Below are 21,402 nucleotides of genomic sequence, written 5' to 3'. Positions count from 1 at the left end.
TTATGATTGCCCCAAACGGTAACCTAAACCACGAATGGTTCGAATGAAGTCCTTACCCAGTTTGGCCCGCAAGTGATGGACATACACCTCAATGGTATTACTGGTAACTTCGCTGTCGAAATCATACAACTTATCTTCTAAATTTGCTTTAGAGAAAATTTTATTTGGGTGGGATACCATCGGAATCAGAATCGCCCATTCCCGATTAGATAGCTCGATTTGCTGACCTTTGAAGGTTGCTAGATGCTGTTCTACATCCAAGATCAGTTCACCACTTTTTAACAGTTGCGACTGACTTTTCAGTTGCGCTGTTTCAACACTACCACGGCGTAATAAAGCATTGATACGGGCTAACAGCTCATCAAATTCATAGGGTTTAATCAAGTAATCATCCGCACCCTGATTCAAACCATCCACGCGGTTTTGTAGCTGATCTCTGGCTGAAATAATCAGGACAGGTAATGAACTGCGTTGACGAATCTGTTTCAGGATTTGCATCCCATCCATAAGGGGCAGACCTAAATCCAAAAGCACCAGATCAAAAGATTGCTTGGTTAACAAAGCCAATCCATCGACCCCGTTATTGACCCATTCCACGTCAAACTGATGATATCGCAGTAAGGTCAATGTTGACTCTGCAATCATAAAATCATCTTCTATCATCAAGATCTTGGCCATGATTTCATTTCACCTTATGGGTTAGCACATGTTTCTAACATGTCATCTTTAGCATTAATTACTTTGGTTTTTACATCAAGCAAACTTAACAAGGTCGGGAACAGATTATCTTGGCTCAGTTTATTCTTAGTTTGTTGCGCCAGACAGCTCATCTGTTTATGCGCCTGTTGTTGCCATGCGGTTGAGAACCACATCAACATTGGTACATGCGTCTGCTGAGTCGGTGCAATTGCATAAGGCGCACCATGCAAATACATACCGCTCTCACCTGTCGATTCACCATGATCAGATAGATACCACAAACCTGTTTGATATTGGGATGTATTTTTCAAGGTTTCGATCAATGAATCTAGAACATAATCGGTATAAAGCAAAGTATTATCATAACTATTAATCAATGCTTCCTGAGTACATCCCTGAATCGCATTGGTATCGCATGTTGGCTTAAATACACGGAACGCTGGTGGAATACGTTTATAGTAGGCAGGGCCATGACTGCCCATTTGATGCAATACAATCAAACGTGGTTGAGTATCATCTTTCGGAATAGCAGCTAAATACGCTTTTAGGCTATCAATCAGAATATCATCCAGACATTCGCCATCCTTACACCATTTCTGCTGAATCGGCTCAGGAATTTTAAACTGTTCAACACGGTCACATGCACCCTTACAACCTGAATTATTATCAATCCATGTCACCTGATAACCAGCACGTTTTGCAATATCAAGCAAACCTTCACGGTGACTGGCTAACTGCTCATCATAATCTTCTCGTTGCATACCTGAAAACATACACGGTACCGATACAGCAGTTGCTGTACCACATGAACTGACTTGTGAGAAATTGATAATATTCTGTTTGGCTAACTTCGGATTGGTCTCTTTGGCATAACCATTTAAAGAGAAGTTTTCCGCACGAGCCGTTTCACCCACCACCAAGACCATCAGTTTAGGTAAACCTTTTGCAACCTGAGTGCGTTGCGCATCTTCACCATACTTAACTAAAGGTAAATTCTGTTTAGGTGATTTCTTTTTATAATATGAAACTGTCGAGGCAATCATATTTTGAGGCGAAATCATGCCTTTTATATCGCGGTTTTCACGAAAAATGGCTGCAAAATCCACATAGAAAATAAATAATAGTCCGCCAACTAAAGCCAAGGAAGTAACAGAAGCAATCAGCTTTTTAAATAATTGTCGGGTGACTGATTCAGATTTGATTTTGGTCATCAAAATTACCAGAATCGGGACTAGAATCATCCCCACCATCCAGATCAACAAACGCCAAGACCACGTATCCCGAGCCTCAGCAAAGTTGGTTTGCATCAGGTTTTGAATCTGGTCTGAGGTAATCCAGACACCCAGGGTATCTACAGCATAAGCAGCAAAACCACCAATAAAAACCAAAACGATAGCAAGCAGTTTTGCAGTCCATTTCCAGCTCAATAGTTGGAAAATAAAAGCATATAAAGCAGTAATCACACCAACAGAAGCTGCTACAAAAAGTCCCGCCTTAATCCCTGTATATGGTGTTAAGGCCAACATCTTTTCATAAAATGCGATGTTCAGGAAAACACCTAGCCAAATTGCAAGTAATATATTAAAAGTAAGTAATGAAATCGGCTTGGTTTTGAGTCTTTGCAGCAACATAGGCATCTTGTTCTAAAAATAAATTTCTTAGTGTTGTAAAGATAAAAATAAAAACTTAAAAATGACTTAAATAATAGAATGTCCTGAGGAAAGCTCGCCTCATCGTCTTATTTTATTTAGTTAATTTAAAAATAAAAAGTCGAGGTTAATGTAAACCTCGACTCATTAAAACATAAACCGTTGAAAAATTAGAAGCTATATTTAGCCATTAGACCAACGCGGTTATCTTTATAAGACTGACCAGCAAACGTTTCACGCTTACCATTGACATATTCGACACCTAAATCAATTGGTTTAGCTGGTGTATAAATAAAGTTGATCCACGCTTGTTGAACTTTTTCATTTGCAGAAGCATTTAATCTTGCAAAGTCAGTACCGTCATCAGCGAATTGAGCACCATATGCTAGAGTAGAACGTAAGTTAGGTAGAACCTTATACGTTCCGCCCACTTGTACTGCTACAAATTCATTTTGCTCGATAGAATTCCCATCCACTGCGTAAGGAGTGTTACTGCCATATAAATAACTATTATCACCAACAACATATGATGCATCAGCAAAAAGTTTTAAAGGATCAGATACTTTAAAATCAGTACCAACAGCTACGCCCCAACCAGTTTTATCATCATTAGCAAGCTGTGATTTATACTTTTCGACTAAAACACGCGCTGAAGCTGAACCTTTACCTTCTGCATAGCCTTGAGTAATTTTAGCCGTTAATGCTGGTAGGCTATACTTAATACTATCGCCTGTTACCGAAGTAGTGCTATCACCTTTTTCAGCAGAAACAAATAGTTGTGTAGTCGGACCTAACTTGTAGTTATAGCGTACTTGCGGAACACGTTTAGTACCACCACCAATGTTTGTCGAGAAGTCGATCATTTCTGGTGCATGATTAGACAAGAAGTTTGAAGTTGTTTGACCAAATAACCAGTTGTTATATGTTAAATAAGCATGACGAATACGTAATCCATCATTCGTACCCGCAAAGTCAACTTCGATTTTACCACCTACTTTGTCGTCTCCTACAGGCGTATTAAAATCTAAACCAAGGCGTGTCGTTTTAGCAGTCGCACGTAATTTATCATGCGTTTTGCCGTCTGACTTACTTACATCACCAAAGTCGTTATCTGCACCTTCGATAATGTAGTTAGCATCACCACGAACGAAACCATATAGGTTCACATCAGCGCCAGTTTTAGATTTAAATCCTGCTAACGGTGAAACTGGTGCAGCAACTGGTTGCGCCTTAACTTCAGCGAGTTGAACTTGCTGTTGTTGCTGTACTTGCTGTTGTTGTTGCTGTACTTGGCTTTGTTGTTGAATTAAAGCTTTTAAAGCCTCAACTTCTTTACGAAGCTGTTGAATTTCCGCTTTGTCGGAAGTCGCAGCATGTGCCCCACTCATCATTAAAGCTGTAACTGTAAGAGCTAAACTTTTAACAACTAAAGATTTACGATTAAGGAATAGATCCATCAAAAACTCCAAAAAATATATTTTATGTTGCCTATCCATGCCAAGTTGATTTACGCCATTAAATTAAGGGGCTAAAAAATCAACTCTCCTCCACTTTGGTTACATTAATTTTATTACCGCAACCAAAACCAATTTCAACGTTATGCAAGACCAAAACCAATAACCAAAGACATAAAAAACATACTTTGACTTACAGATTTTTACCTTAACTTCATGTTGTAACGAATCCTACACAACTCTCTTATCTTATAGAATGATTAAATCGTTATTTCATTATTCTTTTTTAGACTTTAGGCTAATATCCAATCGACTTGAACATTTTTCTACCCATTTTAATTGATTCACATGATTTTTCTTGTTAACACAATCCATTTTTACTCCAGTTAGCTTCCATTTGCTACCCAAACAAGATGGCACAATTAATAGAGCATTTAAATAGCTAAAAACATACATTTTTAAAAACATAGACAAAGGTAGTAGATAATGACTAGATCACTCCTTAATCGATATTAAATTTCTTTATTTCATTTAGTTAACATTATTTTTCTTGTAATTTTGCATGTTTCCAGAGAGAAATAGGGAGCAAAGTAACCGTGCCAATAATGACAATAGCGATCAAATAATGGAAATAACCGAACACATCTCCAATCATTCCACTGACTAAATACAGCAAGCCACTGACAGTCGCCATGATCGAAACCTGAAAAGTGAAATCGGTTGCTGCAAATTGCTTACGACTATATTGCATCACCAGTGTCAACATCACCACCAAAAGCATGGCAGAGCAAGCATCTTCAAATGCATTGACGGCGTATAACCAGATCGGTGCAATTTGAGTTTGGGATTCATAAGCTTGAGCAATCACAGCATAAGCGATCAAACTGGTTATTTTTAAAATAGAGAAAACAATCAAACTCGCTGTTCTGGAAAAATGTTTGAGCAACAATCCAGCAATCCCCGCGCCTACAAGCGCAGCGACCGCACCAAGCATGGTGATGTAGACGCCTATTTGGGTGAAGTTCAATCCCATATCTACCATCAGTGGCTTTAATAAAGGACCTGAAAGGCCATCAGTAACTTTGAAACTGATCAAGACCAGTAACCATGCTTTTAGTTCTTTTGAGGATTGAAAATAGTTTAAATAGGCCTTAATTGCCTGTATCAATGGAACAGAAGATGTCTGCGTTCTTGTAGTTGAGTTTGCATGAGTAGGCTCTCGATAGAGCAACACAGGTAAAGTATTGAGAAACACCAATAAGGCTAAAGCCAGAAAGGTTTTTTGCCACTGTAACCAGTCCAGACACCAGAGCACTGCCCCGCCACCCACAATAAAACCTAGACGTGAACCAATCACCTGAAAAGTATTGCCCCAATGCTGCTGATCTGTTTTGAGCAAATTGACCGCCAAGCCATCGGTTGCAATGTCTTGGGTTGCGCCAGTGAAGTTCATTAAGAAAAGTAAGACAAAGAAAATAAGCAGATAACTGGGTTGATCCAGTGCCTGAATTGGGAAAAAGGATAAAATAATCAGAATGATTACACTGAATAATTGTGTAGGAATAATCCAGCTACGGTAGTGGCCTAATCGAGATAATGCCAGACGATCAACATAGGCAGCCCAAAAAATCTTAATCGACCACGGCAACATCAGTAAACCAAAGCCGCCAATATGTGCCAATGATACGCCTTGCGCTCTTAAGATTACAGGCAATGCATGGGTCATAAATCCCACGGGTAAGCCCTGTGCCCAATACAAAGAAAACAATAAAATGTAAACCTGTCGAAGATTAGGCATTTTGAGTTTCCAGAGCGAGGCAATAACGGGCCTTAAGTATCCAATCCTTTCATTCTTCTGGCAATAAAATCTTATTTTTTGCCAATGCAGTCGCTGTCATCAGCGTTTAACATGAATAGAGTTGTCATTATTTATATTCATGTATGCCACAACATTTTCCAGATTTGCCTCCACTGGTTCCACAACGTGGAACAGCCTATAGCCGTGCATTGTGTAAAAAACTGTTCCTTGCACAAGGCTGGACTGTAGTAGGAGAAATTCCTAACTTACCTAAAGCAGTGGCTATCATTTCTCCACATACCTCAAATATTGACGGCTGGTATGGCTTTCTGGCGATTGGTGGGTTGGGATTGAAAATTACCGTACTGGGTAAAGATACCTTATTCAAGCCCCCACTCCAGCCGCTATTAAACTGGGCGGGACTGATTCCCGTTCGACGTGACAGTGCGCATGGCCTGACTGAACAAGTAGTTGCCAGCATTCAACAGCATGACAAAATCTGGGTCGGTATGGCGCCTGAAGGAACACGTAAAAAAGCCGAAAAAATGAAAAGTGGTTTTTATCACATTGCACATGCAGCAGGCATTCCAATCGTAATGTTTGCTTTTGATTATGACCATAAAACCATTTATTGTTTGGGGGCATTTACTCCGACTGGTCATTATCAGCAAGACCTTGATCAGATCATGCAACGTTACGTTGGGCACTTCTCGCCCAAAAATCCAGATTGGCTGGCTGAACCCTTACAAAAACTTGTGAAAAAAAACTAGAAAATTAAGGGCAAATCTGCTCTGATGTGCGCATCTTTTTTGTACATTTTATCTGCATTTGTTATGAACATTGCTCGACTGTCTTGCTTGGCTGTTTTTGGTCTTGCTTTATTTGGTTGTGATCAAATCACAAAGAAAACACCGCCTACATCAGCAATTCAGGCACGTGAACCTGTGGTTGCCATTGCATTAGGTGGTGGCGGTGCCAAAGGCTTTGCACACATTGGTGTCATTAAGGTTTTAGAATCACATGGCATCAAACCTAAAATCGTGACTGGCACCAGTGCAGGCAGCTTTGTCGGTAGTATCTATGCCAGCGGTCAAACACCTTATCAAATGCAGAACCTTGCCTTAAAACTGCAAGAATCTGATTTGCGTGATCTCACCATTAATAGTCAAGGCATTATTCTCGGTCAGAAACTACAGAATTATGTAAATAGCCAAGTCGGCAATAAACCGATTGAACAATTCCCGATTCGTTTTGCCGCAGTCGCCACCCGTTTAGACAGTGGCAAAAAAGCCGAGTTTATTAAAGGTAATGCTGGTCAGGCAGTACGTGCATCGTGCAGTATTCCCAATGTGTTTGTGCCTGCGGTTATTGGCAAGACCAAATATGTGGATGGTGGTTTAGTCAGCCCAATTCCTGTAAAAACCGCAAAGGATATGGGTGCTGATATTGTAATTGCCGTGGATATTTCTGCACGTCCCGTCGGTGGTAAGCCACTCAGCATGTGGGGCTTGTTAGACCAGACCATCAATATCATGGGCCAACAAAGTATTAATGAAGAACTGAATCAGGCAACGATTGTGATTCAACCGAAAGTGGGCCATCTGGGCGTGCTTGATCTTAAATCGAGTAATGAAGCTATTTTAGAAGGTGAAAAAGCAGCTCAAGCCAAAATCACGGCGATTCAAAATGCGATTACTGCATTTAAAAAATCTCCTGCTGCCTTAAAGCCAGCACCACGACCAAAATTCTAAAACCCTGCCAAAAAGGCTGTTGAAAGCTATTAAACTTGCAATATGTGCAAGATCTTTAATCATCAACAGCCGCAATGCCTAAAAAAACAATCTTTTCATATTCATAAAGATAATCATCTGTTACAGTGCTAAGGTGAATGTTTTTTCACCTCTACTCCGTTTAGTTATGCGAGCAAATCTATGGAATTTGTAGTTGAACCTTGGCACTGGTTTGTATTAGGGATTTTACTGATTCTTTCAGAATTGATTTTGCCTGCTTTTGCTGCATTGTGGTTTGGCATAGCAGCAGTCATGGTGTGTATTTTACTGTGGCTTTTCCCGATGATGGGTTTTACCACCCAAGTGATTACTTGGGGTATTTTATCTATTTTATGTACGATTCTTTGGTTCAAATTTATCAAACCGCTTTCGATTGATAAAACCAAAGCAGGTCTCCCTCGCGAAGCAACCATTGGTCAAGTCGGTATGGTGATCCAGACTGGTCTTGAACATGGACAAATTATTGTGCGCTTTCCGATACCTGTTTTAGGTTCTGATGAATGGCATTGCCGTTGTACTGATCCAGTACAGGTCGGTGATCGCGTTCGGGTGGTTGATATTTTGGGTAATGATTTAGTCGTTCAACCTCATACGTCATAAACACAAAGAGGGTTTTCAATGTCTGTCGGTATTATTATTGTTTTAGCTTTTGCCGCTTTTGTAGCTGTAACCATTTTTAAAGGGGTTCGTATTGTTCCCCAAGGTTATAAATGGATTGTGCAACGTTTAGGTAAATACCATACCACGTTGAGTCCAGGTCTAAACTTCGTGATTCCTTATGTGGACGAAGTGGCTTATAAAATTACCACCAAAGATATTGTTTTGGATATTCCTTCACAAGAAGTAATTACCCGTGACAATGCTGTGTTGGTGATGAATGCCGTAGCGTATATCAATCTTACTACACCAGAAAAGGCGGTGTACGGGATTGAGAATTATACTTGGGCAATTCAAAATCTTGTTCAGACTTCACTTCGTTCTATCGTGGGTGAAATGGATCTGGATGATGCGCTTTCTTCTCGTGACCACATCAAGGCGAAATTAAAAGCTGCCATTTCTGATGATATTTCAGATTGGGGCATTACCCTGAAAACTGTTGAAATTCAGGATATTCAACCTTCACATACCATGCAGGCTGCTATGGAAGCGCAAGCAGCTGCTGAACGTCAACGTCGTGCGACTGTAACCAAAGCTGATGGTGAAAAACAGGCGGCAATTCTGGAAGCAGATGGTCGTCTGGAAGCGTCTCGTCGTGATGCAGAAGCACAGGTTGTTCTTGCCGAGTCTTCACAACGTGCCATTGAAATGGTGACTACTGCTGTCGGTGATAAAGAAATCCCTGTTGCTTACTTACTCGGTGAGCAATACGTTAAAGCAATGCAGGATTTATCTAAATCTGGCAATGCAAAAACAGTGGTTCTCCCTGCCGATGTACTCAATGCCATTCGTGGAATTATGGGCAAACACTAAACCCACTTTCCAATAAGAATAAAGCAGCGTTTTTTCGCTGCTTTATTTGTTTAAGCTTCCCCGATCAGCTTTCGGGTCTTAACTGGAAGTTTCTTGATAATGAGATCATAGGAATCCTGAATGAGATCCTGTACCAGATCAGGCGTGATCTCTGGACTACTGGCAATCGAAATCCAGTGTTTCTTATTCATGTGATAGCCCGCTGAAATTGAAGAATAGAGTTCCTGATATTCCAGACTTTTCTCAGGCTTACATTTCACCGTTACAATTAATTTTCCTGCATTAAAACCAATATACATAAACATTTTATCGAAGACTTTGAACACCTCAAAATCAGGGCCAAAAGGTTGCGCCTGGATTGAAAATGCCAGATTTTGTGCATATTGCAGAGCGCATTGTTCGAGCTGGTTCTGATTCATGACATCTTCCCTTTTACGCGATCTTCATCATTGTTTTGCTTTATTCTAAAACTGTTTTTAAATCATGATTATCTATATTCTCTAAAAATAAAGACCATACAAGATGGTCTTTTATAACATTAATTATCTAAGAAAAACTGTCTGGATTTTAACTTTTACGTGCCAGCAAAAACTTTGAAATATCGACGAGTTCTTTGGCATCTTCACCAAAATACGCTAAGGCTTCAAAGGCTTGATCATGCAGGCGTTGCGCATAAGCTTGTGCCTGTTCCAGTCCCATCAAGGCAGGATAGGTCGACTTCTGCACTTGCTCATCTTTACCCGCTGTTTTGCCCAAAGTTTCTGTGCTGGCGGTAATATCCAGAATGTCGTCTTGCACCTGAAAAGCCAAACCAATGCTTTGACCAAATTGACGTAATTTAGGAATCGCCTGATCCGTGCCAGTAAAGATGGTTACAGCCCCCATCATGATCGCCGCTTGAATCAATGCACCCGTTTTATTACGGTGAATATTTTCCAATTCTGCCTGATCAACTTGCTTACCCGCACCTTCAGCTTGTAAATCAAGAACTTGTCCGCACACCATTTTTGAACTGGCGGTTGCTAAGATTTGTACCTGCTTCAAGACAATCGCAGCCTCAGTCCCCTGTCCTTGTTCGTCGAATAAACGACTTCCCAAGATTTCAAAGGCCATCGACTGTAAAATATCACCAGCCAGCAATGCTGTATCTTCACCAAAGGCCACATGGCAAGTCGGCTGTCCACGACGCAGTAAATCATTGTCCATACAAGGCAAATCATCATGGGCCAATGAATAACAATGGATCAGTTCAACCGCAACTGCTGCACGGCGGGCTGCTGCAAAATTTTGATTCGGTTGTAATGAAGCTGCTGCATAACATAATGCTGGACGAACACGCTTTCCACCGAGCATAACCGCATGATGAACAGCTGCTTTTAAAGGTTCTGGAATAGAAAATGCAGCCAATGCTGTCAATAAATCCTGTTGAATACGTTGTTGAGCTTGTTTTAAAACATCCGCATTAACTTGAGAAATAGATGACACAATTGCCTCGGGAAATCTTAATGGAAGGAAAATGACAAAACTTGCCAGAATGGCGACATCATAACACTATTTATTTGAAGAAATTGCATTTGTATTTTTAATCCATTCCAAATAATAAAGCCTTCAAATGAAGGCCTTATCGCATCATTCCAAGCAGTGCTTAGAAAGTATCCCCAGGTACACGCACCCAGCCTTCCATCAATACACGTGCGCTACGGCTCATAATGGCTTTTTTCACAGACCATTTTCCATCAATCAATTCGGCTTGAGCGCCCACACGCAATGTGCCCGATGGATGTCCAAAACGAACGGCTTCACGTTCGCCCCCCCCCGCAGCCAAATTCACAAGCGTCCCCGGAATTGCTGCCGCAGTACCAATTGCCACAGCAGCGGTTCCCATCATGGCATGATGTAACTTGCCCATCGACAAGGCACGAACCAATAAATCCACATCACCGTTCTCAACCGCTTTACCACTCGATGAGGTATAAGTTTTTGGTTTGGATACAAAAGCAATTTTAGGGGTATGTTGACGTGCTGCTGCTTCTGAAATGTCTTTGATCAAGCCCATGTGTACCGCACCATACGCACGGATTTTCTCAAAACGTGCTAAAGCAGCCGCATCCCCGTTAATGTGATCTTGTAATTCTGTCCCTTGATAACCGATGTCTTCGGCATTGAGGAAAATCGTTGGAATTCCTGCATTAATAAATGTCGCCTCAAAAGTACCGATCTCAGGAACAACCAATTGATCCACAACGTTTCCTGTCGGGAACATATCGCCGCCTTCTTCACCATCATCAGCAGGATCTAAGAATTCAATTTGAACTTCTGCTGCGGGAAAGGTCACGCCATCTAGCTCAAAATCACCTGTTTCCTGAACCTGACCGTTAGTCATAGGGACATGTGCAATAATGGTTTTTTGAATATTCTTCTGCCAGATTCGTACTGTACAAATCCCATTTTCAGGAATACGTTCGGCATCAACCAATCCATTTGAAATCGCAAATGATCCTACAGCTGCGGTTAGGTTGCCGCAGTTGCCGCTCCAGTCAACAAATGGCTGATCAATCGATACTTGTCCAAATAAATAATCCACATCATGTTCGGGCTCTGAACTTTTAGCCAGAATCACAGTTTTACTGGTACTTGAGGTTGCACCGCCCATTCCGTCAATCTGCTTACCGTAAGGATCTGGGCTTCCAATGACGCGTAAAAGAAGTTGATCACGTGCCTTGCCTGCTACTTGTGCCGCTTCGGGTAAATCATCCAGTTTGAAAAATACCCCTTTACTTGTGCCACCACGCATATAGGTTGCAGCGACTTTAATTTGCGGTACTGAGCTCATGTCAATTCTTCCTTTTATCATGTTCTTGGTGCAGCGGGTTATTCGTCTAAAGCTACTGCACGGCAGTCAAAAATACCATACGACCAATGGTGCCTGAGTTAGTCGTCATGCATAAAATCTGTGCATTATATTGAGTATTTTTCATCACTTGCACAATGGCAAAAATGCGAATCCATCCGTCGGGAAAAACAAGAATATGATTTAGCTGTACAAATATAAAGCAAATTTCATTTAAATATTCACTTAAATATAGGATTTTAAATAACTTTTAAAAACAACTTTCCAGTCATGGCAATGCTGTACTTTTACTAGGCGAAAATCGATCAATCTATTAGAATAATCCAGTTAATTCCTCGTCGAGCTCAGTCCTTTGAACAACGATTCTTCTCAACTTCAGCGTGGACTAAAAAACCGCCATATCCAACTCATCGCGATGGGTGGGGCTATTGGTACGGGCTTATTTTTAGGTTCTGCGCAAATTATCCAGTCTGCTGGACCATCTATTATTTTGGGGTATGCGATTGGCGGCTTGATTGTTTTTCTAATCATGCGTCATTTAGGTGAAATGATTGTTGAAGAACCTGTTGCAGGTTCATTTAGCCATTTTGCTTATAAGTATTGGGGTAAATTTCCAGGCTTTATAACGGGCTGGAACTATTGGGTGCTCTACATCCTTGTGGCAATGACTGAGCTAACGGCAGTAGGTAAATATATTAATTACTGGTGGCCGCAAATTCCCGCTTGGCAGTCTGTATTATTCTTCTTTGTCGTGATTACGGCAGTCAACCTGACCAATGTTAAATTCTATGGTGAATCAGAGTTCTGGTTAGCGATCATCAAGGTGACGGCTGTAGTTGCCATGATCTTGTTTGGTTTATTCCTTCTCTTCACTGCTGATGCAAACTCAACAGCTTCATTTAGCAACCTTTGGTCGCAGGGCGGCTTTTTTCCGCATGGCTTTGAAGGCTTGTTCTATATGCTGGCTTTCTTGATGTTTGCCTTTGGCGGAATTGAGCTGATTGGTATGGCCGCAGCAGAAGCAAAGGATCCGAAGACCACTATTCCTAAAGCGATTAACCAAGTGGTCATTCGTATTTTGGTATTCTATGTCGGTTCGCTTGCCATTCTCTTATCACTTGTGCCTTGGAACCAGCTCGATCTTGGTGGTTTGGATAAGAGTCCATTCGTGATGATTTTCAGTCAAATGGGAATTGGTTGGGCAGCACATTTACTGAACTTTATTATCCTGACAGCGGCATTATCTGTATATAACAGCGGTATGTATGCCAATAGTCGTATGGTATTTGGTTTAGCTCAACAAGGTAATGCGCCGAAAATCTTTACCAAAACCAATAAGCAAGGTGTCCCTGTTCCAGCGGTACTGCTCTCTGCATTCCTGATCTTTGGCTGTGTGTTACTCAACTATTTTGTACCAGAAGATGCCTTAGGTCATTTGATGTATGTTGTTGTTGGCGCGCTGGTTTTAAACTGGGCCATGATCAGCTTGACGCATTTAAAATATCGTCGTCATATCAAAACAGCACAAATCAAAACATCGTACCCAGCGTTATGGTCTCCGTTCAGTAACTATCTGGTTTTGGCGTTTATTGGCGTTGTGCTGTATATCATGTGGCAGCAAGGCTTTAAAGAATCAGTGCTTATGATTCCGATCTGGATCGTCGCCATGTTTATTTTTTATAAATTTTTAAATCGTAAAACTGAGAATTAACAGTTGATCGGTTTCCTCAAAAAGTGATTGCTTCTGCAATCACTTTTTTGTTTATAATCATAAAATTATGCGCTCATAGCTTAACTGGATAGAGCAGTTGCCTCCTAAGCGACCGACGTGGGTTCGAGTCCCGCTGAGCGCATAGCCTTTTTAATTAATCTTGCCTTCCACAAGCTGCTGGTTAAGTAAGGTTTTTGCCTGAGTTTGCAGTTGTTCTGCTTTTACAGTTTTTCCTGCTACCGACTTTGCCTGATCATTAAAATAACTAAAATGAGATTTCTCATTTTTTCCTGCAAATTTTAATGCCACGATTTGATTCTGGTTAAATGCATTCGCCCATGCATCTCGGACTGCGCTCCAGTAAGTCGCATTCTTCTTCCAGTAATCATAAGCAGCCTTGAAATCATAGCCTTCAACTTTGTTGTACTGGTTAACTCCTAGCTCACGAGCAAGTGCTGTATTGGTTTTGGTATCAAATTTAATATTGTCTTGCTCATGTACCCACCCTGTTGCAGTGAAGGCATGACGATTGATCCCAATAATCACGTCATAATCATTACGCGTGGTATGCTCACGGCGTGGTAACGGGCGATAAGTTTCATTCGATACCCACTCCACTGCACCATTGTCTTTGGTCCACGCACCCAAGCCTGCATAACGAGGGGAATCATCGACTTGCCATACCGTTTGCAGCCATTTGCCTTTGCTCTGCTCTGGCTTTAAATCAATACTTTTCCAGCGATAATCCCCAATATAACTCCACATTTTGGTCGGTTCATATTCCCAGTCCTGACGCCAGTGCTTCACCACATGCCCCTCTGCAACCAGAATATGCTGTAACGACACTTTATTCGGGGTATTTTCTAAAACCACAACAGTTTCATAACCACTCGATAAGTCATCTTTTTTAACTTTATAGTCTGGTTTGAGTGAATAAAGCTCTTCAAAGCGAAAATCTACTTTGTATTCCCCTGCCATTTTCAGGATGGCCTGACGTGCTTGTTCTTGTGTCAGATTTTCATGCAAAGATTGCTGTTGTAAAGCATCCGCCAATTTTACTGGCTGTTGTGCAGCATTCACACTACTGATCCCCATCATCAGTGCAGTTACAAAAACATAAGACAACTTAAGCTTCATATAAAAAATCTCAACTCGACGCTAAATTACTGAATCAATTAAATAAAGCAACTTTCCCTAGTTCAGTCGCTTGTATCTTTTTGAAATAAACCTGTAAAGCATTGTAAATTATTGTGAGAATGATTACCATTTAATTTATGGAATAATTTTCATTGCGATCAACTATTGTGAATATACTCTCTCCTAAATTCTGTTCTAAACCTAAAGTTTTATTTGCTTCTCTTTTAGCAGCAGGTTTGATTTCTCCTTCTGTGTATGCAGCCGAGCAATCAACTTATGCAGTTACTAAAACACCTGTGCATGTTCTCGATACCATTGTGGTAACCGGCACACGTTCAGAAAAAAAATTAATTGATAGTCCGATTCGAACTGAAATTATTGATGAAGAAGAATTAAGAAGAACCAATGCCATTACCTTAAAAGATGCTTTGGAAAATATTCCAGGCATCTTGTTAAGAGAAATTCATGGCAAATCAGGTTATGAAATTTCATTACAAGGTCTGAGTAGCGATCAGGTGCTGATTCTGATTGATGGCTTACCACTTGCTGCCAGTACCAGTTCTACTGTTGATTTAGATCAATATTTAATTGGTGGCATTGAACATATTGAAGTTATTAAAGGTGCAGCTTCGGCACAATATGGCTCATCTGCAATGGGTGGTGTGATCAATATCATCACTAAAAAAGTTCAAGACGGTGTTGCCATTTCAGGACAAGTCGATATTGGATCTTATGGCAAACAAAATGCAGATGGCAAAAATACATCGATCAATAATCACCATCAGAAAATCAGTATTGAAGCGGCAAATGCCACTTTAAAAGGTCGCATCATCGCAGATCAGTTTAGTAGCGATGGCTTTGCCGTTAACCCGAACGATTATCCTCAACAAGGTGATGAGCAAAAGCGTCAGCAATATGCATTTTATGGTGCATGGCAGCCTTCAGACCAATTTATGCTGTGGGCAGATTTCAATGAATATAAAGAAAAAGATCACCAGCGAAGTCTAAATTTCGTTCCGCCATTTTATTTAAAACAATACAAACTTGAAGATATTGAACGCCAACGTTTCAGTGCGGGTTCACAGTTTAATTTTATCAAAAATAGCAAAATCGATTTAAAAGCTGTCCATGAAACCTATGACTCAACTTCTACCCAAACTTTAGATGGATACCTTTCTGCTTTACGACACTCAAATCAGGAAAATAATCATTTCAGCTCGCAACTGACATTCCCCAAATGGAACAAGCAAAACTGGCAGTTGGGCTATGACTGGCATGAAGAAAAGTTAGAGCAAAGCAATAACGGTAAATTTGAGATGCAAGGCGGTTCGGTAAAGCGGGATCGTCATGAGTTTTATGTCCAAAATGACTTTAATCTCGTACAAAACCTTGATGCTGTGATCGGCTGGCGTTTCCAGAATGATGATGATTTTGGCGATCACAATGCCTTTAAACTCAGTACTAAATATCGTTTTTACGACCAGAATGATCTGCTCGCCGATCTACGCCTGAGTTATGGCCAAGGCTATCGCGTACCTAATTTAAAAGAACGTTTTTATTCTTTTGATCATAGTCACTTAGGCTATATCGTCATTGGCAATCCCAACTTAAAACCAGAGTCATCAGACAGTTATCAATTGGGATTAAGTCTGGTTCAAAATGATCGTTGGAATGCAGATATCAACCTGTTCTGGAATGATATTCAAGACCTGATCCAAACTGATTTTGATAATGCCACGACAGTAAATGGCATCACTCAATACAGCTACAGCAACGTCGCCAAGGCGGAGACCAAAGGAATTGAAACATCTGCCAAATGGAAGCTGACACCTTACTTCTCGGTGAATGGTGCGTATACCTATACCGAAGCAAAAGATAAAACCACCAATACCCTATTAACACGCCGCCCGAAACATATTGCCCGTTTAGGTGCCGATTATGCCTTGAATGATCAACTTGATTTGACCTTACGCGGCCGTTACCAAAGCGATGAATATGGCGATAGTGCCAATCAGCAACAGTCACCAAGCTGGGTAACCTTCGACTCGCAAGTGGGTTATCGCATCAACAGATACATCAGTGCTTTTGCGGGTATCGACAATATTTTCAATGAACAACGTGATTTTTCTAGCGCAGTAGATTATCGCCCGATTGCCGGTCGATATACCTACATGGGGCTTCGCTTTAACTGGAACAGCAATCTGAAATAATCTTCATAGGATCAATACCAATGTCTCATCTTAATTTAGCCAAGTTATTTGCTTTAAGCACCTTAAGCACCCTTCTGATCGCTTGTGGCGGTGGTGGTGGATCATCAGATAACAGTGGAACCAGCAATCCGCCTGCGACCAATACAGATCTATTTACAGTAAAAGGTAAACAATGGAGCATTACACCTAGTGCAAATAGCGCTTATTGTTATGATATCGACACGCAAGCTGAAATTTCATGTACGACAACCGATTGGGATCTCAAATTTGCGATGGGCACACGTACCCCACTCTTATTTACCAACAGTGGTGTAAGCGGTTCAGGCAATGGCGGTGCACTTTATTCACCATTTGATGCAACATGGGCAAATCTATCCAAAGAACTGGATGCAACACAAGGCGGCAGTTTACCAGCTCAAGCCTGGAGCGTAGATGCTTATAGCAATGCATTCATGGACACGTCATCGGGCAGCAATAGCTTCTTTGAATATGATCTCTTCGGTGATCATCGTATGTCACCAAACTTTAAAACATTCTTGGTCACGACCGATTCAAGCGCTGCAACAGCAATTGGAAGCTATGAGAAACCTGTGTTTGCAGTGCAAATTTATAATTATTATCAAGGCACCACCTCAGGTTATATTTCAATTCGTTATATCAATACGCAACTTCCTCATGACGTAAAAACCCTAACAATTGATGCGACTCAAGGCTGGAACTATGTTGACCTGATCACAGGCACCACCAGCAAAAATACAACTGGACAATGGCAACTCGCATTTAATCGCTACAATGTTCAACTCAATCAAGGTATAGGCAGTATGGTTGCCTCACAACCAGCTGGATTCTATTCTGCGGACGGCAAACCAATAATTGATAAGTTTAAAGATAGTAATGCTTATGTCTCTACAGAAGCTGATTTAAAAGCAGCTGCTTCTACAACCAATATCAAATGGGGTTCTAACAGTATTACCTCCATTTTGAATCCAACCTTTAAGGGAACATACCCTCAAAAACTCAGTTATGGCTGGTATAACTATTATCCAACCTTAAGTGCAGCTCAAGCAGATGGTCTACAAGCAGCCCATATGCTAAAAGCGAATCCTGAGGGTGCAACAATCATTCGAGGAAATAAAGGCAACAGCTACGCTCGTCTACATCTCACAGATGTCAAATATGCAGACCCTAGCAACGCCTCAAGTGCCACCACATGGACCTTTGAACTGGATATCCAGCCAGCTAAATAAGTCATAAAAAACGGAGCATCTGCTCCGTTTTTCTTTAGGTATATCTCAAAACTAGTCGATCACACGGATTGGTCGGATTCTTCTTAGTCTTAACGTCATTTCTTTTAAAACATAGTTGGTTGCAACAACCAATATAAATCCAATGATGAATGAACCAACGATATCGAAAGGAAAATGTACACCCACAAAAACTCTGGATACACCCACCACCAGACTCAGTACCAAGCCCAATATTCCAATCTTTTTAAATCCAGCCAATAAATAAGAAAAGGCAATAATCACGATGGTTAAGGTATGCTGACTTGGAAAAGAGGATGAAGCGCCATGACCAATCAATTTGTCGCCCAAATGCAACTGGAATGGTCGAGGATGATGATAAAAGAATTCGATGAGGTCACTTATAACCAGTGAAAACAGAACAATAAATAAGGTTTTTGCAAACAGAAGACCGTACGTTTTCCACTGGATCACGACTAATAGAACCAGAAAACTGATAAAAACCGTATTCAGATCTTCCGCTAGAAAAATTGCGATCTTATCTAAAACAGCATAATCCTTAGCAAAAGTATTGATACTGTTAAACAAAGCAATATTTGAGTCTTTAAAAATCATTTTCCGTTGCTATCCATACTATCCATGACAGATTTATAGTCCCACCATACAGGACTAAAATGTAAAAAATATGAATTTTTATTGTTTATTCTGCACAAATTTACAAACGCTACTCAACCACAGGTTGCTTATCTTTAGTATTTGCCTGCTCAAAAGTTGAATATCCACCATAACCATAGACTTTCACTTGTTTATTGAACGAATAATCCGTACCAACAAGTATTTGCTTGGCATCGAAATCAGCCGCACCATTTTTAAAAATGGTTGAGTTCTAGCTATATTGAGCCTTGACTGCCCATTTTGACTGATTTGGCAACTTATACTCAGCACCAATTAACCAGCCTTGCGAATCATCGATATCAACTGCTGCTTCATCATTCCCTTTTTTATCAGTCACTTTAGAAGTTTGATATAAGGTTTTTAATGCCAAATTCCCGTGATATCGGCTTTATTACTGATATAGTTATTAAAACTATCGACTGGACTGGATAAATCTTTTAGCGGGGTATCTCATATTTACCTACTTTCACTGTACCTAAACGGTTGTCTTTCAAACCAATAAAATGTTTACGCTGCGACCAGTCTATTTTATCGCCATCTGCATAAAAGGCCCATTCTGCTAAATAAACAGCACTTCAATGTTCGGTTAATTTTTCTTCGCATTTAATCCCAACAAATGAACTATTGCTGTTCACTTTGCATACATACATTTCGGTTTTTTGGCGCTGCAAGTCTCATCATTGTGCCGAATAAATTTTCATCCCCAATGTTATCTTCCTAACTATCTCAAAAAATTAAAAGAAACCTATTTCACTATATTCCAAGCAAAAAATAAATAAACAGGGATTCAAATCAAATGATGTGCTTTTATATTTTCGACATAAAAGCACATGAATAATCAGAATTACAGATTATAAAGTGGAAAAACACCAAATATCAAAGCACTACCCATGAGTACGCAACAGGTAATAAATGCCCATTTCAAGGTAAATTTCTGGTGATCGGCTAATTCAACAGAGGCTAAACCACACAATAAGTAGGTTGAAGGAACCAATGGTGATAATAAATGGATCGGCTGGCCAATAATCGAAGCGCGCGCAATTTCAACAGGTGCAATTCCATAATGTGATGCAGCTTCAGCCAAAATTGGTAAAACACCGAAATAGAAGGCATCGTTCGACATGAAGAATGTTAAAGGCATGCTCAGAACACCCGTGATTGGTGCCAGATAAGGCCCTAAGCTTGGTGGAATAACAGCAACGAAGCCCTTAGACATCGCTTCAACCATGCCCGTGCCCGATAGAATACCTGTGAAAACACCCGCAGCAAAGATCACGCCCACAACGGCCAATACGCTATCCGCATGCATGGCAATCCGTTTTTTCTGCATATTGACGCATGGATAGTTCACCACCAATGCAATACAGAAGCCCAGCATAAACAGGATCGACATTGGTAAAATCCCTTTCACCAAAGAAGCCATTAATACCAGCGTAAGAATACCGTTAAACCAGCGTAAATGAGGACGTTGCGCTTCTGGATCTTTCGAAATAGAAATATCGTCAGCATGGCTGATATCAACCAGTTCAATCACGCCTAGACGTTTACGCTCATATTTACCGTATAGATAAGCAAGGAAGAATAACCATGCAGCAGCAATCACCATCGAAGGAATCATTGGAATAAAGACTTCACTTGCGTCGACCTGCAGAGCACTCGCGGCACGCGCTGTTGGGCCTCCCCACGGCGTAAGGTTCATCACACCACTACAGAGCAACATTAAACAGGTCATGATCAGTGGATTCATCCCGACACGTTTGTATAACGGCATCATTGCGGCCACACAGATCATATACGTGGTTGAACCATCACCATCCAGAGAAACAAGCAGGGTTAAAAAGACAGTGCCTAGCGTAATCTTTAATGGATCACCTTTAACTTTCTTTAAAATCCATCTAACCGACGGGTCAAATAAGCCCGAGTCAATCATTAAAGCAAAATATAGAATGGCGAAAAGTAACATCACGCCTGTTGGAGCAAGCTTCTTAATACCATCCAACATGGTATTGCCAAGCTCAGCCAACTGGATATGGCTCAGACTTTCAAAATAGAAACCTAAGCCCCAGGCAATAATAGCGAAGATAAAAGGGATTAAAATTAATGCAACCAATGCACTGAGACGTTTTGACATGATCAAATACATGAAACACATGATCATGCTGATACCTAAAAAAGTCAGCATTTAAAGCAATCCTTAGCCTGATAAGTTTTTTTTATGGGTAAACACCTTACCCGAATTAAGGACAGATTCTATGCGATTTAACTTTAAGCAATTCATTTAATTTTATTATATACCCACCCCATCCATTCACATGAAAAATGATTTAAATTACAGCTCAAACCAATAGCGGTATAATATTTTGATTATTAATAATTATTTATATTTTCAGCCCAACTTAACTGAGTAAAATAAAATCATATCAGGAGATTTCTATCATTATATATTAACACATAATGTTCCATTGTGGTGCAATAATCGATTAAAAAATAACACAACCCTAAATAATGAAAATAAAAATAAATATCATTTATCTCTCTAAAATCTCATTTAGTACAAAATACACTCAACTCTTTTTCTTATAATTCTGTGATAGATTACAACAATAATTATTTTAGGCCAATATATAAATTTTCATATTTTGAGAATATAACCCTATGTTTAAAGCAGATAATTCCACTTTTATTCACTCAATATTCATTTAATGAAATATCCA

The 21,402-nt window shown here is 40.3% G+C and carries 18 protein-coding genes, 1 tRNA gene and 1 pseudogene; 8 read left to right on the top strand and 12 right to left on the bottom strand.

Features of this window, described 5'->3' with window-relative positions:
- From IEV36_RS05205 to IEV36_RS05185, 5 genes are all read right to left on the bottom strand, one after another.
- Positions 1 to 678: a DNA-binding response regulator PmrA gene (locus IEV36_RS05205; RefSeq protein WP_005259275.1), complete on the bottom strand. Its 678-nt coding sequence runs from the start codon at positions 676 to 678 to the stop codon at positions 1 to 3.
- Positions 679 to 692: 14 nt separating this feature from the next.
- Positions 693 to 2,330 carry a phosphoethanolamine transferase gene (locus IEV36_RS05200; RefSeq protein WP_005259278.1) on the bottom strand — a complete coding sequence of 546 codons (1,638 nt, stop codon included), beginning with the start codon at positions 2,328 to 2,330 and terminating at the stop codon, positions 693 to 695.
- A gap of 188 nt (positions 2,331 to 2,518) precedes the next feature.
- A complete protein-coding gene (locus IEV36_RS05195; protein WP_005259279.1) occupies positions 2,519 to 3,805 on the bottom strand; it encodes a DcaP family trimeric outer membrane transporter in 1,287 nt (428 codons plus the stop codon).
- 273 nt (positions 3,806 to 4,078) lie between these two features.
- A complete protein-coding gene (locus tag IEV36_RS05190; RefSeq protein ID WP_032811053.1) occupies positions 4,079 to 4,270 on the bottom strand; it encodes a hypothetical protein in 192 nt (63 codons plus the stop codon).
- 73 nt (positions 4,271 to 4,343) lie between these two features.
- Positions 4,344 to 5,600: an MFS transporter gene (locus tag IEV36_RS05185; RefSeq protein ID WP_005259281.1), complete on the bottom strand. Its 1,257-nt coding sequence runs from the start codon at positions 5,598 to 5,600 to the stop codon at positions 4,344 to 4,346.
- A gap of 143 nt (positions 5,601 to 5,743) precedes the next feature.
- Between IEV36_RS05185 and IEV36_RS05180 the strand changes: the two genes are divergently transcribed.
- The 4 genes from IEV36_RS05180 to IEV36_RS05165 all read left to right on the top strand — a co-directional run bounded on the left by IEV36_RS05180 (position 5,744) and on the right by IEV36_RS05165 (position 8,860).
- A complete protein-coding gene (locus tag IEV36_RS05180; RefSeq protein ID WP_005259283.1) occupies positions 5,744 to 6,370 on the top strand; it encodes a lysophospholipid acyltransferase family protein in 627 nt (208 codons plus the stop codon).
- A 63-nt stretch (positions 6,371 to 6,433) separates the two neighbouring features.
- Positions 6,434 to 7,351, top strand: coding sequence for a patatin-like phospholipase family protein (locus IEV36_RS05175; protein ID WP_032863967.1), 918 nt, complete (start codon positions 6,434 to 6,436; stop codon positions 7,349 to 7,351).
- Between the two features lie 180 nt (positions 7,352 to 7,531).
- Entirely contained in the window at positions 7,532 to 7,990 is a 459-nt protein-coding gene (locus IEV36_RS05170; RefSeq protein WP_005259288.1) for an NfeD family protein, read from the top strand.
- 18 nt (positions 7,991 to 8,008) lie between these two features.
- A complete protein-coding gene (locus tag IEV36_RS05165) occupies positions 8,009 to 8,860 on the top strand; it encodes an SPFH domain-containing protein (RefSeq protein WP_005259289.1) in 852 nt (283 codons plus the stop codon).
- Positions 8,861 to 8,910: 50 nt separating this feature from the next.
- Here IEV36_RS05165 and IEV36_RS05160 read toward each other — a convergent pair whose 3' ends face one another.
- The 3 genes from IEV36_RS05160 to prpF form a co-directional block, all read right to left on the bottom strand.
- A complete protein-coding gene (locus IEV36_RS05160) occupies positions 8,911 to 9,279 on the bottom strand; it encodes an MmcQ/YjbR family DNA-binding protein (RefSeq protein WP_005259291.1) in 369 nt (122 codons plus the stop codon).
- Between the two features lie 148 nt (positions 9,280 to 9,427).
- Positions 9,428 to 10,345: a polyprenyl synthetase family protein gene (locus IEV36_RS05155; RefSeq protein ID WP_005259293.1), complete on the bottom strand. Its 918-nt coding sequence runs from the start codon at positions 10,343 to 10,345 to the stop codon at positions 9,428 to 9,430.
- A gap of 160 nt (positions 10,346 to 10,505) precedes the next feature.
- Positions 10,506 to 11,693: a 2-methylaconitate cis-trans isomerase PrpF gene (gene prpF, locus IEV36_RS05150; protein ID WP_005259295.1), complete on the bottom strand. Its 1,188-nt coding sequence runs from the start codon at positions 11,691 to 11,693 to the stop codon at positions 10,506 to 10,508.
- 370 nt (positions 11,694 to 12,063) lie between these two features.
- Between prpF and IEV36_RS05145 the strand changes: the two genes are divergently transcribed.
- Positions 12,064 to 13,422, top strand: a complete 1,359-nt coding sequence (locus IEV36_RS05145; RefSeq protein ID WP_004775279.1) for an amino acid permease — start codon at positions 12,064 to 12,066, stop codon at positions 13,420 to 13,422.
- 69 nt (positions 13,423 to 13,491) lie between these two features.
- Positions 13,492 to 13,564, top strand: a tRNA-Arg gene (locus tag IEV36_RS05140).
- 8 nt (positions 13,565 to 13,572) lie between these two features.
- Here the strand turns inward: IEV36_RS05140 and IEV36_RS05135 are convergent.
- A complete protein-coding gene (locus IEV36_RS05135) occupies positions 13,573 to 14,559 on the bottom strand; it encodes a DUF6607 family protein (RefSeq protein ID WP_004775281.1) in 987 nt (328 codons plus the stop codon).
- 152 nt (positions 14,560 to 14,711) lie between these two features.
- Here IEV36_RS05135 and IEV36_RS05130 point away from each other — a divergent pair, with 152 nt between their 5' ends.
- Both IEV36_RS05130 and IEV36_RS05125 read left to right on the top strand, forming a co-directional pair.
- The gene (locus tag IEV36_RS05130) at positions 14,712 to 16,769 is read left to right on the top strand and encodes a TonB-dependent receptor plug domain-containing protein (protein WP_005259296.1); all 2,058 of its coding nucleotides are present in this window, start codon (positions 14,712 to 14,714) and stop codon (positions 16,767 to 16,769) included.
- A 20-nt stretch (positions 16,770 to 16,789) separates the two neighbouring features.
- On the top strand, positions 16,790 to 18,016 hold the full coding sequence (locus IEV36_RS05125) for an HmuY family protein (protein ID WP_004775285.1): 1,227 nt from the start codon (positions 16,790 to 16,792) through the stop codon (positions 18,014 to 18,016).
- 51 nt (positions 18,017 to 18,067) lie between these two features.
- Here the strand turns inward: IEV36_RS05125 and IEV36_RS05120 are convergent, their stop codons facing one another.
- The 3 genes and pseudogenes from IEV36_RS05120 to IEV36_RS05110 form a co-directional block, all read right to left on the bottom strand.
- Positions 18,068 to 18,628: a phosphatase PAP2 family protein gene (locus IEV36_RS05120; protein ID WP_004775287.1), complete on the bottom strand. Its 561-nt coding sequence runs from the start codon at positions 18,626 to 18,628 to the stop codon at positions 18,068 to 18,070.
- 109 nt (positions 18,629 to 18,737) lie between these two features.
- Positions 18,738 to 19,332, bottom strand: a pseudogene (locus IEV36_RS05115) (porin); the annotation flags it as partial.
- 200 nt (positions 19,333 to 19,532) lie between these two features.
- Positions 19,533 to 20,870, bottom strand: coding sequence for a CitMHS family transporter (locus IEV36_RS05110; protein ID WP_004775289.1), 1,338 nt, complete (start codon positions 20,868 to 20,870; stop codon positions 19,533 to 19,535).
- Between the last annotated feature and the right edge of the window lie 532 nt (positions 20,871 to 21,402).

The sequence above is a fragment of the Acinetobacter vivianii genome (assembly GCF_014635885.1).
GTDB lineage: Bacteria > Pseudomonadota > Gammaproteobacteria > Pseudomonadales > Moraxellaceae > Acinetobacter > Acinetobacter vivianii.
Note: the sequence above shows the minus strand (reverse complement) of the source record. Positions and strands in the feature narration are given on the sequence as shown.

Coding starts and splice junctions, on each gene's coding strand:
- IEV36_RS05110 (WP_004775289.1), bottom strand. CDS start 20,870: ATGCTGACTTTTTTAGGTATCAGCATGATCATGTGTTTCATGTATTTG.
- IEV36_RS05125 (WP_004775285.1), top strand. CDS start 16,790: ATGTCTCATCTTAATTTAGCCAAGTTATTTGCTTTAAGCACCTTAAGC.
- IEV36_RS05205 (WP_005259275.1), bottom strand. CDS start 678: ATGGCCAAGATCTTGATGATAGAAGATGATTTTATGATTGCAGAGTCA.
- prpF (WP_005259295.1), bottom strand. CDS start 11,693: ATGAGCTCAGTACCGCAAATTAAAGTCGCTGCAACCTATATGCGTGGT.
- IEV36_RS05180 (WP_005259283.1), top strand. CDS start 5,744: ATGCCACAACATTTTCCAGATTTGCCTCCACTGGTTCCACAACGTGGA.
- IEV36_RS05190 (WP_032811053.1), bottom strand. CDS start 4,270: ATGTTTTTAAAAATGTATGTTTTTAGCTATTTAAATGCTCTATTAATT.
- IEV36_RS05195 (WP_005259279.1), bottom strand. CDS start 3,805: ATGGATCTATTCCTTAATCGTAAATCTTTAGTTGTTAAAAGTTTAGCT.
- IEV36_RS05200 (WP_005259278.1), bottom strand. CDS start 2,330: ATGTTGCTGCAAAGACTCAAAACCAAGCCGATTTCATTACTTACTTTT.
- IEV36_RS05175 (WP_032863967.1), top strand. CDS start 6,434: ATGAACATTGCTCGACTGTCTTGCTTGGCTGTTTTTGGTCTTGCTTTA.
- IEV36_RS05120 (WP_004775287.1), bottom strand. CDS start 18,628: ATGATTTTTAAAGACTCAAATATTGCTTTGTTTAACAGTATCAATACT.
- IEV36_RS05170 (WP_005259288.1), top strand. CDS start 7,532: ATGGAATTTGTAGTTGAACCTTGGCACTGGTTTGTATTAGGGATTTTA.
- IEV36_RS05135 (WP_004775281.1), bottom strand. CDS start 14,559: ATGAAGCTTAAGTTGTCTTATGTTTTTGTAACTGCACTGATGATGGGG.
- IEV36_RS05185 (WP_005259281.1), bottom strand. CDS start 5,600: ATGCCTAATCTTCGACAGGTTTACATTTTATTGTTTTCTTTGTATTGG.
- IEV36_RS05160 (WP_005259291.1), bottom strand. CDS start 9,279: ATGAATCAGAACCAGCTCGAACAATGCGCTCTGCAATATGCACAAAAT.
- IEV36_RS05165 (WP_005259289.1), top strand. CDS start 8,009: ATGTCTGTCGGTATTATTATTGTTTTAGCTTTTGCCGCTTTTGTAGCT.